Source organism: Nocardia nova NBRC 15556, assembly GCF_001613005.1.
GTDB classification, from domain to species: Bacteria; Actinomycetota; Actinomycetes; order Mycobacteriales; family Mycobacteriaceae; genus Nocardia; species Nocardia nova.
This window is the reverse complement of sequence record NZ_BDBN01000036.1, coordinates 76,181-91,430: the sequence shown is the minus strand read 5'-3', so window position 1 is coordinate 91,430 and position 15,250 is coordinate 76,181. Positions and strand designations below refer to the sequence as shown.

Sequence of the window (15,250 nt, the reverse complement as noted above, 5' to 3'; positions counted from 1 at the left end):
CCCGGTCCGTGGCCGGCCTCGCCGACGGGTTCGAACGCTGCGATGCCGAACATCCAATCCGGGACGAACAGATGGTTGTCGGTGTACGTGAATGCGACCTCCACCGGAGCCCCGACGTCGCTCGCGTACCTGATGTGGCCCATAGGCCCTCCCTGTTCCACGCTTGCCACAAAAGTACTACAGAATTCCTTTTTATTAAACGGTTACCGGGGAATAACGTGCGCTCCGCACGTCGAGTGGCGGATAACCGCTGACAAGGACAAATGCGGCAAACGACCAGTACGTTTCGAGTGTGCTCGACGGGAGCGGGCACAGACGACAACCGGCCAGGCACCTTGACGGTACCCGGCCGGGAGGGCGTCGAAACGCTATGCCAGCGTGGAATCCGGTGGCGCTGTGGTCAACCCGGCTGCCGCGGTGGGCGAACCGGCTGCCGCCGTGGTCGCCGGGCCCACCGTCGGTTCCGTCGAATCGGTGCCGGCCGGGTCCGCGGGAATCTGCTGTGGATGGTGCGACGGCATTGGAGCCGGCCGCGCGTGCCGCTGGACCTGAACGTCGTGGCGGCCCAGGAGCGGATCGCTCATCGCGACGCTGAACTCACCACTGTGCACGTCGACGTCGGTACGGAATTCGGTCACCGCATTCGGCGCGGCGCCCGGCCGCTGATCCGGGGAGCCGTTCGCGCCCAGTGCCGACGGCACATTCGTGTCGACGGTGACGGCGAACGAATGCTGTTGTGTCCTGGACAGATTCGCCCCGACGTAGGTTTCGCCGGTGAGGTTCAGGCGGCCCCCGACGCCGCCGGGGCCGGTTGTCGCCGAGGATGTTTCGGTATTCGGTGAGCGGTCCGCCGATTCGGGCACGAGACGTGCCGGCATCGCCGCGGCGTCGGCCGCGAAGGCGGGCAGGCGGCGTGAGGCCGCGGCCGCCTCCCACGAACCGGTGGTGGCCGGGCCGGTGTTCGACGACGTGTCGGATTGGCGGGTGTCGGGCGCCGGGACGAGCGTGTCGCCTCGCTCGCCGGAGCCGATGACGGCCGGTAGGCCCGCGCCGCCGATCTGGTTGACGACATAGGTTCCGGCGGCGACGGTCAGGCCGATACTCGCCATTCCGGCGAGCACGACAGCGGTGTATTGCAGAATTTGGCCGGTGGACCGGGACTGCGCGGACTGAGCCATAGCGGTGCGTCCTTCCCTCTCCCCTGGTTCCCCTCGTGGCCGACCCGCACCGTTGAAAGTCGTACGCACGTCCAGGTTACTGCCTGGCGCAAGGGATTCCGAGGCCTGCGGTCAAGATCACAACAGCGGGCGTAGCGGCGTGAAAACCGCTGTTCACCCCATTCGGTCGGTGCCGGTACGCCGCCGGCCACCGAGCGGTGCGAAGGTTTGCGCCGGATCGACGCCGGGTAACCCGAGAAAGCTGGCGAGCGTCAACTTCGAGCTGCGATCTCGAAGTCCTCCGGCCAACGGCGTCCGGTCGGCCACAAGCACGTCGCAACCTGAGTCGGCGCTCGCCCGCTCGAACCGGAACTTTTCAGGCGAATTGGCCGGCATCGCGCCCCGATCCCGGGGGCCCGGCGAAGGCCTGTGCGATCGTCAGCCACTGCGCGGCGTCGGTTCCCGTCGCCGTCAACGGCAGATCGTCGCGATGCCGGCGCTGCGTCACCAGCAGGCAGAAGTCCAATGCCGAACCATTCACTCGTTGCGCGGCATCCTCGGGACCCCAGCTCCAGATCGACCCGTCCGGTGCCGTGAGCTCGACTCGGAACGGTTCCGCGGGGGCCTGGCGGCCGTGCACGGTATAGGCGAAATCGCGGGTCCGGACGCCGATATGCGCGATATTGCGCAGGCGCGCCGTCGGGGTCCGCACCGCGCCCAGCGCATCGGCGACGTCCTGACCATGGGCCCAGGTCTCCATCAACCGCGCGCTCACCATCGACATCGGGCTCATCGGCGGTCCGAACCAGGGCAACTTCGTGCCCGCGGGCACCGCGCGCAGCGCCTTGGCCAGACCGGCCCGACCCCGCCGCCACCGCGCGAGCAGTTCGGGCGCCGGTGTGGTCGCCACCTCGGCGGCCGCGTCGTCGACGAAGGTCGCGATCTTCGCGGTCGCCTCGCGCAGCAACTCGGCGAACGCCTCGGCATCGGTCGCCGCGATCGTCGACACCTCGTCGGTCCAGGTCAGATGGGCGATCTGATGGGCGATGGTCCATCCTGGGGCCGGTGTCTCCCGCGCCCAGCCGGCCGGATCCAGTGGCGCGACCAGCCGGTCCAGGTCCGCGCATTCGGCCTCGAAGTCGTCGAGCAGCGCCTCTAGGTCAGCCATGACCGAAAGCATGGCAATGCCCCGAAAAAAATGCAAGCATGCGTGCTTGTTTGTCACCAGCCGAAGATCAGCAGGTGCACGCCGCCCACTAGCAGGCCCAGTGCCGCGCCGTGCAGATAGAGCAGCCAGGCGTCCTGTTCGACCGAGGCGTAGAACATCTCCATGAACTCACCGGGCGTGAGCTGCTTGAGTTTCCGCGCCGCGAATTCGTCGATCTTCTTGGCCTGGTCCAAGGCGAAGGCCTCGTCCTGCACCAGGCTCGGCGCCAGGCTCACCGCGGCCCCGGCGGCGCCGACCTGCAGGTTGTCGAACTGCCGCGCACCGAAGGCGGCGCGCACGACCGAGCGCGTGGGTCCCAGCTGGGCGCGGATCTCGTCGGCGATCAGATGCTCCACGAGCTGACGGGTCTTGTCCCCGTTGGGTCCGTCCAGCAGTTCCGCCGCCAGATTCGGCAGGGTCAGCACCTGATAGGCCAGAATCTGGGCGAGGTCGTCGGCGGCCTGCGGTTGCCGCTTGGCCAGCAGTGCCTGCCGCCAGAGGTATTTGTAGCGCGGCTGTGGATCGCCGGGCTCGAACACCATCTTGATGGCGATCATGTTCACCAGCACGCCGATGGTGGCGGCCGCGGCCAGTACCACCAGCCATCCCGGGAGCCAGCCGATCACCGGAATGTCGGAGTGGACATGCATGTACAGCGCCAGCAGGACGCCGAACGGGGCGCCGAGCAGGCCGATCCGCACCATGAACCGCAGCTCCGGCGCGGCGATCGTGGTGGTCAGATCCTTGAGGATCTCCGGATTGGCCTGCAGATAGCGGATGACGAAACTCTTGATGTCGATGAGGTGGTCGACATTGTCACCGAGTTGCTCGAATCCGCGCCGGCACAGTTTCGGCAGTTCGCGGTCGATGCGCTGGTAGAGAATCTGTTTCGCCGGGCGCGGTACGGCTCGCCACAGTTCCGGATTCTCGCGGTACATCACATCGTCGACGATCTGCTGCAACTGTTCGTGCGCGCGGTCGGCGATGTAGTCGGCGATACCTTCCAGATCGAGTTCGTGGATGAAATCGCGCGGGCTGCCGATCCGCATGATTGCCATATCCACGCAGATGCTGGCCATCTTCTCCGCGCGAGCGGGGATGAAGCCTTGGAAACCGAGTTGTCTACCGTCGCCGGAAAACGTCGGCAGCACCTGCACCCGGCGTGGGAAATAGGGGTACAGCACCTTCAGTCCCGGAATCCGGACGCCGCGAAATTGCAACGGCCAGAACAACATCAGCACGCCGGTCCAGTTGGTGAGCCAGCCGGCCACCGCGCTGAAGATCGGGAAGGTGATCAGGTCCACGACGAATTTGGACTGTCCGGTCAGTTGTTCCCAGTCGATGAACACACCGCCGGCGACTACCGCCATCGTGGATCCCCCTTGCGCCGTGCGGACTTGCGAGTTGACTGGGTCCCCACATTCTCACCGGGGCCAGACGGTGTCAATGCGGCGGGGCGGCACTTGCCCTGGTCGGCGGGGCAAACGCACCCCGTTCAGGGGCGCAGGACGAGTCGAATCGGATTGCCCTGTTTGGTTTCCAGCGCCCGCACCGCGTCCGGTGCTTGCGAGAGCGGCAGCACCGCGCTGACCGAGCGGGCGAGATCGAGACGATGCAGCCGCCGCAGCGTCACCAGTTCGGTGACGTGTTCGGGCTGCGAGCCGTAGTGTCCACGCAATTGCTGCTGGAAGAAGCTGAAACCGATGCCCCCGGTGATCGTGATCGGCTTGTCGGTCAGGCCTACCAGAACCAGTCGCCCACCCGGTCCCAGGCAGGTGACGGCCTGTTCGCGCACCGCTGCCACGCCGGCGAAATCGAAGGCGGCCGCCAAGCCGGCGCCCCCGGTCGCGGCGAAAATCTGTGCTCGCAGTTCGGGATCGGCCGGATCGAAGGCCAGATCCGCACCGAAACCGAGCGCCCGTTCCCGTGCCGCCGGCAGCGGATCCACCGCCACGATCGGCGCCGCACCGACCATGCGCAGCAATTGCACCCCGTGGGCGCCGAGGCCGCCCACACCCCAGACGCCGACCGGCTCGGCGGGCCGTACCTGGGCGGTCGCCGTGATCGCGGCCCACGGCGTGGAGACCGCGTCGGGGATGAAGCAGGCCTGCTCGAAGGGCAGATCGTCGGGAATGGGTACGAGGGTGTCGACCCGGGCCAGGGTGTATTCCGCCCACCCGCCGTCGTAGTCGACTCCGCGGGTGAACACCGCGCCGCCGCGTCGTTCGCCGGCCTGCAGCAGCACCCGATCTCCGACCTTCGCGCCCGTCACATCCGGCCCGAGAGCGTGGACGGTCCCCGCGACCTCGTGGCCGAGTGTCACCACGTCACCGGAGAGCATCACCGGGGTCAGCGTCCCGTCGATGAGATGGACATCGGACAGGCAGACCCCTGCCGCTTCGACCTTGACCAGGACGTGGTCGGGGCCCGGCTCCGGCGTCGGCACGTCATCCAGTTCCAGTCGGCGCTGTGGTCCCAGGTGAAGGCGTGCGGCCAGCATGTCGGGCTACTCCTCTGGATCGGGCGGGCGGACCCGCGGGCCCGGTCGAGTATCGCACCGTCATCGCGGTTCCGTTCGGAGTTGCGTACGGCAGGACTGCGGGCGCCCGGGCGACTCTCCGGGGTTCGGGGATTGTGTGGGACTGTGAGTCCCATATATCCTCGAAGGACCACACCTGCTGGGTGTCGACCGCCGCCGGGGCCGCGCCTCGGCGGATGGGAGCTAGGAGGCCCGATGAGCCACACTGCGAAGCCCGCTCGCCGGGCCGAACGGGTGCGGGGGTCCCGCAGAGCACAGGAGACATCGATGACGCTGTCGAAATCCGTTCGTACCGACATATTCGGCCCGGACTACCGAGAAATGCTGGCGATCCTGTCCGAGGGATCCGTCCATCGCAATTTCGACCCCTATCTCGATATCGATTGGGATTCACCGGAGTTGGCGATCGATCCCGACGATCCGAGATGGGTGCTCTCGCCGGAGCTCGACCCGCTCGGCGGAACCGACTGGTACAGGTCGTTGCCGCTGGAGCGCAGGATCGAGATCGGAAAGTGGCGCACGGCCAACGTGATCAAGGTCGGCGCCGCCTTCGAGAGCATTCTCATCCGCGGCATGATGCAGTACATCATGAAGCTCCCCAACGGATCTCCGGAGTTTCGCTACTGCCTGCACGAGATGACCGAAGAGTGCAATCACATCCAGATGTTCCAGGAGCTGATCAACCGGATCGGCGTGGACGTCCCGGGGATGCGCCCGCTGTTCCGCGCGCTGTCGCCCTTCATCGGCGTGGCCGGCGGCTACGCGCACGCCATCCTGTTCATCGGCATTCTCGGTGGTGAGGAGCCGATCGACCACTATCAGAAGGCGATCATCCGGGAGGGCGAGGCGATGCCCCCCGCGGTGCTGCGCACCATGCAGATCCACATCGCCGAGGAGGCCCGGCACATCTCCTTCGCCGGCGAGTTCCTGAAGGCGCATATCGAGCGGATGAGCCCGTTCGGTAAAGCCATGTGCGCCTTGGCGTTTCCGATCACGATGCGCTGGCTGGCCGGTGAGATCATGGCGCCCCCGCGCTCGTTCGCGAAGGAATTCGACATTCCGCGCGAGGTCATCCGGGAGGCGTTCTGGGATGCCCCGCACGCACGGCGGATCCTGTCCGGCTACTTCGGCGATATGCGCAAACTCGCCGACGAGCTGGGGTTGATGAATCCGGTGACCCGCAAGCTGTGGTCGCTGTTGCACGTCGACGGCGAACGGTCGCGGTATCGCGGGGAGCCCGAGCGGCGCAACGCGGCGGCCGCGATGGCGGACAGGTTGCCTGTGGTCGGCTCCCTCGTCGGCTGGTTGGCGGCCTGACCTGCCGGGACCCGGCGGCGCCTGCTCACGGGGTGTCGTCGGCTCCCTCGGCCAGCGCGTTGATCAGTTCGATCAGTGGCAGTTCGGGATCCAGGGTCAATCCGTGGGCGCGCGCCGCGCCGTCGAGCACGCTCCAGGCGTAGCCGGCGACCTCGGATATCAGCTGTTCGCGACTCAGCAGCGGGCTGGGATCGCGTGCCCACCGGCTGACGGTCGCCTCGGTCATCGACACGATGGCGAAGGTCATCGTGTCGGCCGTGGCCTCGTCGACCACGCCGATCACCCCCGCCAGGCTCGACACCAGCAGCCGGGTCCGAGCCGCGATGGTGGCCTTGATACTGCTGAGCGCGTCCACATCGTCGGGATCCCCCATCGCCGGCCCGCCGCGCGCGAAGTCGTACAGCCGGGGGTGCTCGGTGAGCCAGTCCGCGACCGCGGCGATCGTGCGGTGCAGGATTCGATGGATGGATCCGTCCCAGATATCCAGCGCCGCGTCGACGGTATCGATGAACTGCTCACTGATCGCGGTCCGAGCCCGCCGATCGAGTTCGTCCCGCCCCGAAAACTGCCGGTAGACCACCGATTTGGCCAGCCCTGCCCGCGCGGCGATCTGCTGCATCGAGATCTCGGCGCCCCCGCCGGACTCCTCCAGCAGCTCGATCAACGCCCCGACGATCCGGCTCCGCCGCCGGTCGTTGTGCGTTTGCCACCGCGCCTGCCGGCCCCCGATCGGGGCCGGTTCGGACGGGGAGGGAATCGCCACGCGGTCGAGTTTAAATCACCGACTCCCGCGCGAATGAGCTTCGGTTGCGTCCGGTCCGGGTGCGGGGACGAGGTGAACTTTCCGTGCAAACCTCGACGGAAATGCGAGAAATCCGCACAAACCGGCGAGGTTTGCACGATCAGTGCAGCGTCAGCCGAGGGTCGGGTTTCAGAGGGGTGATCGACAGGTCGCGGTGGGCGATGCCCGGTGCGCTCTCGTGGATCGGGTGGATCGCGTCGAGAACCGCCACCGCGGTGACATGGTCCGCGGGATGGGTTCCGGCGGTGTCATGGAATTCGACCGTCGCCGTGCCGCGCGCGGTGTCGGTAGCCGTGGTAAGCCGATATCGCAGAGGCGCTGTGTCTTTCGCGCGGGCGGTCCAGGTCGACCGGTAGCTCAGTCGTGAGCCGAGTTCGCGTTCGATGATCACCGTGTCGACGATTCCGGTGTCCGTGGTGACGACTTCGATCGACAGCGTGGCCTCCGGTTCGGACCGCTCACCGAAGACCGCTTCCTCGAGCACCCGCAGTCCGGCTTCGTAGTAGCCGCTCACGGCCGCGGCGGCCGCCTTCGCCCGTGCGGCGGTGGACGTGCCGATGCCGGTGTCCTCCAGGCTGTTCCAGGGATGAATGCCGCATTCGGGAAGTGCGAGCTCCTCCTCGAGTTCGACGCGGCGGATATCGCGGGTGACCTCGGCCAGTGCGCGGGTGATCCGGGCGGCGAGCTGGGTCGGAAAGCCCCCCGTCGCATGGAATGTCGAACCTCCACGACGGGCGGCGTCCCGAATCTCGGCGAGCCCGTCGACGGGAAGGGCCGAGACGACATCCAGGCCGTCCGCCAGCAAGCGCAGCACCTTCGTGCTCGGATTCCCACCGGTTTCTTCCACGGTCGGCACGTAGACCACGCACTCGGTTTCCGTCGGTGCGAGCTGCGCCGCCGTGATCCGCCCGGCCGATCGCAGATCGGAGCGTGCGTCGATGCGGGCGGCGAGCAGGTCGGAGAGGGGCCCGGTGCCCAGCACCGCGACGGGGATGATCGGAGTGCTCATACGGTCTCCAGCCGATAGCGCGGATCCAGGTCGGGCATCACCACTCCCGGTGGTGCGGAACATAATTCGGGGACCGCGCTCAGCATCGCGCGCACCGAGATGTCGGTCACCGCGGACCAGTCGGCGCTGTAGGCCTCGTCGTCCATCTCGTTGCGCATCTCGATGCGGGCCGGGGTGCCGTCGAGGGTGATCACATGGCCGCCGGAGCGGCTGCGCGGATGGTCCGGTCCCAGATGCGCATTGCCGCCACCGACGTGCCAGCATTCGGAATTCGTCATGAACAGGCGGTCGCCGAGATAGCCGCGATAGGTCATGTGGATCGCGCCGACGCTGCCGGGTTCGATCACGGTTCCGCCCGCTCGCACTCGCTCCCGCGCGGGCACCGGAGAGATGTGGCGTTCCACGCGCACCTCGTCCGGACCGGCGCCGAACAGCGCGTGCGCCACATTGCCGAGCACCGCGTCGAAGTAGAAGTGCTGCATCAGCCCGATCGCATGGTTGGTGTCCACCGCGCTCAACGGCATGCCGAAGCCGAGGCTTTCCAAACCGCCCCACATCCCGTCGGGTGCGGCCGAGAGGTCACCGACCTCCAGGAATCGCACCTCGGTGATCTCGTCCAGCAGTCCGGCCAGCCGCAGCAGCAGCTGTTCGACCATCAGACCCGGATGTAATCCCGTGCCGTGCAACGACACTCCGCCCGCCTCGCACGCCGCCTGCAACCGGCTACCCAGCGCCCGCCGGGGCAGGGCGCGATCGACGATCGGGCCGGCCAGCCGTTCGAGGACCGGGCGCAACGGCCGCGCGGGCGCCGAATCCACGGCGCGCATCCCGGCCCGCAATGCGCGCAACGCGGGTCGCAGCCGGGCGCCGAACGCATCACCGGTGACCTTCATATCCGCCACCGTGCGCAGGACCGACAGCGGACTCCGCGAGGCGGAGAGCCAGGTCGGCATCGACGGATTGTGATAACTCGCCGCGGAGACGACGTTCTTGCCGGATTCCAGCAGATCGATGACGTCCGCGTCGGCGCCCTGGATCAGCGCGGGTGTGGTCGGGGTATGGACGACGCAATCGGCGTCCAGGGCCAGGATTTCGTCCTTCGAGGTCGTCGCCGCGACCCCCACCGGCGCCAGCCCGGCCAGTTCGCCGATATCCCGGCCGTGCTTGTGCGGACTGAACACCTTGACCCCGACCACCTCGAAGTCCGGCGATTCGAGCGCGGTCCGCAGCGCTCGCCCACCCATGTCCCCGGGCCCCCAGATCACGAGCCGATACGGACGCTCCACAACCGCCTCCTTGCTGTAGGTGACCTGTTTAACACAGTGAGACAGTTCGCGCATCACTCTCTTACGAGTCGCGTAGCCGCCGGTCATACGTCGTTCGCTGCCGGTGAACAGGGGGTTGGAACAACTCGGCACACCATGTAGTTGAGTAGGTAGCGCTCAACCCTGGAGGCGAAGAAACACAGGATCCGGGGCATGCTTTGGAAGGGGCTGAATCTGTGAGTACTCCACAGCGTCTGCCGGTGCTGTTTCTGACCGATCCGGTCGTGTTGCCGGGCATGGTCGTCCCCATCGAGCTCGACGAATCGGCACAGGCCGCCATCGACGCCGCACGGGCCGCGAAGTCGGATTCCGTGTTGCTCGCACCGCGTCTGGACGAGGGCTATGCCGCCTACGGTGTGATCGCGACCATCGAACAGGTCGGCCGCATGCGCGGTGGCGCCGCTGCCGCGGTGTTGAAGGCCGAGCAGCGGGCGAAGATCGGACACGGCGTCACCGGTCCGGGCGCCGCGCTGTGGGTGGAGGCCGAACCGGTCGACACACCCGCACCCGACGCGCACACGAAGGAGCTGGCCGCAGAATACAAGCAGCTGGTCGTCTCGGTCCTGCAGCGTCGCGAGGCCTGGCAGGTCATCGATGTGGTCAACCGGCTGACCGACCCGTCGGCCCTGGCCGATACCGCCGGCTACGCGCCGTACCTGACCGATGAGCAGAAGCGTGAACTGCTCGACACTCCCGATGTCGCCGAGCGCCTGACCCGGTTGATCGGGTGGACCAAGGACCACATCGCCGAGGTCGAGGTCACCGAGAAGATCAGTGAGGATGTGCGCGAGGGCGTCGAGAAGTCGCAGCGGGAATTCCTGCTGCGCCAGCAGCTCAACGCGATCCGCAAGGAACTGGGCGAAGGCGAGCCCGACGGCGCGGACGACTACCGCACCCGGGTGGAGACCGCCGAGCTGCCGGACAACGTGCGCGAGGCCGCGCTCCGCGAGGTCGACCGCCTCGAGCGCAGCAGCGATCAGAGTCCGGAATCGGGCTGGATCCGCACCTGGCTGGATACCGTCCTGGATCTGCCGTGGTCGGTGAAAACCACCGACAGCACCGATGTTTCGGCTGCTCGCGCGGTGCTGGACGCCGATCACCACGGGCTGGAAGAGGTCAAGGACCGCATGGTCGAATACCTGGCCGTGCGCGCCCGCCGGGCCGCGCGTGGTCTGGAGGTCGTCGGCGGTCGTGGCTCCGGCGCCGTGATGGTGCTGGCCGGCCCTCCCGGTGTCGGTAAGACCTCGCTCGGCGAGAGCGTGGCGCGGGCTCTGGGCCGCAAGTTCGTGCGCGTCGCCCTGGGCGGTGTGCGCGACGAGGCCGAGATCCGCGGTCACCGGCGGACCTACGTCGGTGCCCTGCCCGGCCGGATCGTGCGTGCCATCAAGGAGGCGGGTTCGATGAATCCCGTTGTCCTGCTGGACGAGATCGACAAGGTCGGCTCGGACTTCCGGGGTGATCCGGCGGCCGCGCTGCTCGAGGTGCTGGATCCGGCGCAGAACCACACCTTCCGCGACCACTACCTGGATCTGGACCTGGATCTGTCCGATGTGCTGTTCATCGCGACCGCGAATGTCATGGAGACCATTCCCGGCCCGCTGCTGGACCGCATGGAACTGATCACCGTCGACGGGTACACCGAGGACGACAAGGTGGCCATCGCCCGCGACTTCCTGGTGCCCCGGCAGCTGGAACGGAATGCGCTGACCGCCGAGGAGGTGTCGTTCACCGACGAGGCGCTGCGGGAGATCGCGGCCAACTACACCCGGGAAGCCGGTGTGCGTCAGCTGGAGCGGCTGCTCGCGAAGGCGTTGCGCAAGGCGGCGACTCGGCTGTCGCAGGACGAGTTCGGTGCGGAGACGGTTGCGGCGGACGGCGATTCGGACGCCACGGTGATCGACCTGGGCTACGAGCCTGGGCTCGGTTACGGTGAAAAGCCCGGTGCGGCAGCAGGTTCCGAGCCACTGGTGATCGGTCTGGGCGATCTGAAGGACTACCTGGGCCGTCCGCGCTTCACCCCCGATTCGGTGGAACGCACCTCGGTCCCCGGTGTGGCGACCGGCCTGGCCGTCACGGGTGCCGGTGGCGACGTCCTCTACATCGAGGCCAATGCCGCCGAGGGCGAACGCTCACTGACCCTGACCGGCCAGCTGGGTGACGTCATGAAGGAATCCGCGCAGATCGCACTGACCTATGTGCGCTCGCACCTGGAAGAGATCGGCATCCAACCGAAGGTGCTGGATCGCAATATCCACATCCACTTCCCGGCGGGTGCGGTGCCCAAGGACGGTCCGTCCGCGGGCGTCACCATGGTTACCGCCCTGGTGTCGCTGGCCCTGGGCCGGCAGGTCCGTGCGGACGTCGGCATGACCGGCGAGGTCACGCTGAACGGCCGGGTCCTGCCGATCGGCGGCGTGAAGCAGAAGCTGCTGGCCGCCCAGCGTGCCGGTTTGAAGACGGTCTTCATCCCGGCCCGCAACGAGCCGGACCTGGACGAGGTCCCCGCCGAGGTGCTCGCCGCACTGGATGTCCGCCCCGTCGCCGACGTGGCCGACATCCTGGCCTACGCCATCGAACCGGTCGCCGAACCGGCCTACGAGGCATTCGCGGCCAGCGCCTGATCCGCAACGATCGGCCGTCACGAGTCGAGAGGCCGTTCACCTTTCCGGGTGAACGGCCTCTCGCCGTGTTCCGGCCCGCATCCGGCCGTGCCGGTCAGCGGCGCGGGCGGCGCAGCAACCAAGCCCAGAAGGAGCGGCGAGGCGGTTTCGGGTAGCGGGCGCGGATCGAGCCGGAGGTGATCGATCCGTCGATGCGCAGGGTCGGACAGCCGGGCAGCGGTGGTTCGGTCACCCGGTTCTTCGCGCTCCCGCTGACGAAGGACACCCGGTCCAGATCCACCTGCCAGCCGTGCGGCACCGTCAATCGCAGGCTGCCGGAGGCGATTCCGACGTGCACGTCCACGACGGCGTGCGGACAGATCGCCTCGGTGAAGTCCAGGCGCACCGAACCGGAGGCGGCGGAGACGGTGATCTCGGCGGGCACGATCCACCGACCGTCCTTGCGCAGCGAACCACTGACGGTGCTCAGCACCAGGGGTTCGCGCGCGGCCGCCACCGGCAGATCGGCGGTGACTGCGGCGAGCTCCTCGCGGGTGTCCGCCGCGTAGGCGACGGCCAGGCGCCGGTCGAGCTCGGCGAGATCGAGGGAGCCGTCGTTCAGAGCCAGTCGCAGCAGCCGCTCCACCTGGGCGCGTTCGTGGTCGGTGATGCGTACCGTGGGGGCCGGCCGGCCACGGGCGATGTCCGGGCGGCGGTCCGGGGATTCGGTCATCGGCACATCCTCATGGTCGTGATGCCGAAATCCTACGTGCGGTGCGCGACCGGCATATCGGTCGGCGCAGCACCCACGTGTGCTGCCGTGCCGGGTGTCCGTGCTCGCCGACCGCGGTGCTGTGCAGCGGCGTAAGGGTTCCCCGCCGGTGCGCTCGCGGTGATCCCCGCCTACGGCTCACGTGATCCGTTGGTGGGCAGAGCTCGCTCGACCACGCGCACCGTGCCCTGCGCGACGGCACATATCGTGCTGGAACCATCGCTGTCGCAATAGATCTCGCAGCGGGTGACGGCTTGGCGGCGGGTGGCGTCGGTGACCGTCGCGTGCGCGCGAAGCCGCCCGCCCCGCGCGGGGCGCAGGTAGGTGACGGTGAAGCCGCCGGTCAGTACGTTCGGGCCCAGCGCGGATCCGGCGGCGAAGGTGAGCGCGTTGTCGGCCAGATAGGCCATCACCCCGCCGTGCACGAAACCGAACTGCTGAGCGTGCTCGGGACCCACGTCGATCACCAAAGTGGCCGCACCGCCCTCGAACTCGGTGATCTCGGTGCCGACGTGCTGCGCGAACGGCTGCGCGGCCAATACCGCGCGGGCCTGCTCTACGGTGAGCTTGTCGGTCGATACACCAGCCGGTCGCGGTGGTGACGCGGTAACCTCGTCCATCTGCACTGTCCTCTGCTGTCGGAGTTGTCAGTTGTTACGCAACGACTTCCACGCCGCCGCGGCCAATTCCGTGGCGACATCGGTCGGCGCGGTGCGGATGCTGCCGCTCACCCACTGCCGCGAGTACTCCTGCGCCGGGCCCAGCCACAGCGCGTACAGCAGGTCGAATTCCAGGTCTCGAACCGTGCCGTAGCGGGCGTGGGTGCGCCACCAGCGCGCGACGGAGGTGAGGAATTCCCGATTGCTGTCGCTGTCGCGTACTCCGGGTGGCCGCGGTGACATGAGAATTGTTGCGCGGTACTGGTTTTCGGTGACCCAGCGCAGATGCTCGGTGACTCCGGCGGTGACTCCGCTCTCGGCGTCGGTGCTGTCGGCGATGCTCGCCCAGAAAGTGCGCTGGTAGTCGGCCAGCGCATTGGCCCATACCTGCCGGTACAGATCGGCCTTGTCCGGGAAGTGGTGGTACAGCGCGCCGACGCTCGCTCCCGCGTCGGCCCTGATCCGGCTCAGCGTCGCGTCGAGCGTCCCGTGCTCGGCGAACTGCCGCTCGGCCGCCAGCAGCAACCGATCTCGAATCTTCATAACCAGAATTTAGTTCTGTTTCGGCGTCGGCGCAAGGCACTACCTGCGAAGTCCCTCCGGCTGTCGGTGCCGTGCGGTAAGAACGGTCTCGTGGCCAGGTGGCTGTTGCACGTCGACCTCGACCAATTCCAGGCGGCGGTGGAGTTCCGCCGCCATCCCGAGCTGCGCGGGCAGCCGGTGATCGTCGGCGGCAACGGTGATCCGAACGAACCGCGCAAGGTGGTCACCTGCGCGTCGTATCCGGCGCGGACCTTCGGCGTGCGGGCCGGAATGCCGCTGCGCACCGCCGTCCGCAAGTGTCCGGACGGAGTGTTCCTGCCCTTGGACATGACCACCTACGAGGAGGCCTCCGACGAGGTCATGGAGGTGCTGCGGAGTTTTCCGGTGCGGGTCGAAGTGCTGGGCTGGGACGAGGCCTTCCTCGCCGCCGACACCGACGATCCCGAACAGCTCGCTCGCGAAATCCGCAGTGCGATAGCGACATTGAACCTCACCTGTTCGATAGGTATCGGCGACAACAAATTGCGCGCGAAACTGGCGACCGGATTCGCGAAGAGCGTCGGCAAAGGCACGGACGCCACGGGTGCGAACAGCACGGCCTCGAAGGGCGTGATCCCAGCTTCGGAAGAAGCGGTGGGACAGGAGAATTCGCACAGCGAGGCAGCGGGGGCACCTCCGGCCGCCGACCTCGGTGCGGGCATCTTCCGGCTCACCGCCGAGAACTGGAACGAACTCATGGCGCACCGGCCGACCAGCGCGCTGTGGGGTATCGGCAATCGCATCGCGCAGCGAATGTCGGCCCTCGGTATCGACACCGTCGCCCAGCTCGCCGCCGCCGACCGGAATGTCCTGGCCGCCGAATTCGGCCCCACCACCGGGCCCTACCTCTGGGTTCTCGGCCACGGCGCCGGTGACACCGATGTGGTAACCGAGCCGCGTATCCCGGTGGGCCGCAGTAGATCCGAAACCTTCCCGCACGATCTGACCGATCGCGAGGAAATTCGTGCGCAGGTAGCGCGGCTGGCCCGCGAGGTCGCCGAGGAGATGGCGGCGGCCGGCCGGATCGGCACGCGGGTGGGAGTCACCGTGCGTACCAACACCTTCTATACGCGCACCAAGCAGAAGAAGTTGCCCGAACCGACGATCGACGCGGAGGCGATCACCACGGTCGCACTCGAGATCATCGACCGTTTCGAACTCGATCGGCCGGTCCGGCTGCTCGGGGTGCGACTCGAGCTCGTCCCGCAATAGCCAGGTCCCCGCGTTTCCGTGCCGGGATGCCGGATATGCCTCGGTGGTGGCGGCGTCGCGCGCAGTGCG

At 67.7% G+C, this 15,250-nt stretch carries 13 protein-coding genes; 3 read left to right on the top strand and 10 right to left on the bottom strand.

From position 1 onward, the window contains the following. Positions 1-368: 368 nt before the first annotated feature. The 4 genes from NN2_RS15875 to NN2_RS15860 all read right to left on the bottom strand — a co-directional run bounded on the left by NN2_RS15875 (position 369) and on the right by NN2_RS15860 (position 4,864). Positions 369-1,178, bottom strand: a complete 810-nt coding sequence (locus NN2_RS15875) for a hypothetical protein (protein WP_063014396.1) — start codon at positions 1,176-1,178, stop codon at positions 369-371. 355 nt (positions 1,179-1,533) lie between these two features. Next, positions 1,534-2,325, bottom strand: a complete 792-nt coding sequence (locus NN2_RS15870; protein ID WP_063014394.1) for a TIGR03084 family metal-binding protein — start codon at positions 2,323-2,325, stop codon at positions 1,534-1,536. A gap of 53 nt (positions 2,326-2,378) precedes the next feature. After that, entirely contained in the window at positions 2,379-3,734 is a 1,356-nt protein-coding gene (locus NN2_RS15865) for a DUF445 domain-containing protein (RefSeq protein WP_063014392.1), read from the bottom strand. Positions 3,735-3,859: 125 nt separating this feature from the next. Continuing rightward, complete coding sequence (locus NN2_RS15860) at positions 3,860-4,864, bottom strand: zinc-binding dehydrogenase (protein ID WP_030514094.1); 1,005 nt, start codon at positions 4,862-4,864, stop codon at positions 3,860-3,862. 306 nt (positions 4,865-5,170) lie between these two features. Between NN2_RS15860 and NN2_RS15855 the strand changes: the two genes are divergently transcribed. Further along, positions 5,171-6,220 (top strand): AurF N-oxygenase family protein, encoded by a 1,050-nt coding sequence (locus NN2_RS15855; protein WP_063014390.1) that lies wholly within the window; start codon positions 5,171-5,173, stop codon positions 6,218-6,220. A gap of 25 nt (positions 6,221-6,245) precedes the next feature. Here the strand turns inward: NN2_RS15855 and NN2_RS15850 are convergent, their stop codons facing one another. The 3 genes from NN2_RS15850 to NN2_RS15840 all read right to left on the bottom strand — a co-directional run bounded on the left by NN2_RS15850 (position 6,246) and on the right by NN2_RS15840 (position 9,317). Continuing rightward, positions 6,246-6,983: a TetR/AcrR family transcriptional regulator gene (locus NN2_RS15850; RefSeq protein WP_063014388.1), complete on the bottom strand. Its 738-nt coding sequence runs from the start codon at positions 6,981-6,983 to the stop codon at positions 6,246-6,248. Between the two features lie 139 nt (positions 6,984-7,122). After that, positions 7,123-8,031, bottom strand: coding sequence for a hypothetical protein (locus tag NN2_RS15845; protein WP_063014386.1), 909 nt, complete (start codon positions 8,029-8,031; stop codon positions 7,123-7,125). Next, positions 8,028-9,317: a hypothetical protein gene (locus tag NN2_RS15840; protein ID WP_169812413.1), complete on the bottom strand. Its 1,290-nt coding sequence runs from the start codon at positions 9,315-9,317 to the stop codon at positions 8,028-8,030. Before NN2_RS15840 ends, NN2_RS15845 begins: the two co-directional genes overlap by 4 nt. A 215-nt stretch (positions 9,318-9,532) precedes the next feature. On the opposite strand from NN2_RS15840, the gene lon reads away from it, so the two are divergent. Next, complete coding sequence (gene lon, locus NN2_RS15835; RefSeq protein ID WP_156511345.1) at positions 9,533-11,977, top strand: endopeptidase La; 2,445 nt, start codon at positions 9,533-9,535, stop codon at positions 11,975-11,977. 94 nt (positions 11,978-12,071) lie between these two features. Here the strand turns inward: lon and NN2_RS15830 are convergent, their stop codons facing one another. From NN2_RS15830 to NN2_RS15820, 3 genes are all read right to left on the bottom strand, one after another. After that, positions 12,072-12,689, bottom strand: a complete 618-nt coding sequence (locus NN2_RS15830; RefSeq protein ID WP_063014384.1) for a DUF1707 SHOCT-like domain-containing protein — start codon at positions 12,687-12,689, stop codon at positions 12,072-12,074. Between the two features lie 170 nt (positions 12,690-12,859). After that, complete coding sequence (locus tag NN2_RS15825) at positions 12,860-13,348, bottom strand: PaaI family thioesterase (RefSeq protein ID WP_063014383.1); 489 nt, start codon at positions 13,346-13,348, stop codon at positions 12,860-12,862. Positions 13,349-13,375: 27 nt separating this feature from the next. Next, positions 13,376-13,930, bottom strand: coding sequence for a TetR/AcrR family transcriptional regulator (locus NN2_RS15820; protein WP_063014382.1), 555 nt, complete (start codon positions 13,928-13,930; stop codon positions 13,376-13,378). Positions 13,931-14,020: 90 nt separating this feature from the next. Between NN2_RS15820 and NN2_RS15815 the strand changes: the two genes are divergently transcribed. Further along, positions 14,021-15,181, top strand: a complete 1,161-nt coding sequence (locus tag NN2_RS15815; RefSeq protein WP_063014380.1) for a DNA polymerase IV — start codon at positions 14,021-14,023, stop codon at positions 15,179-15,181. Positions 15,182-15,250 lie beyond the last annotated feature (69 nt).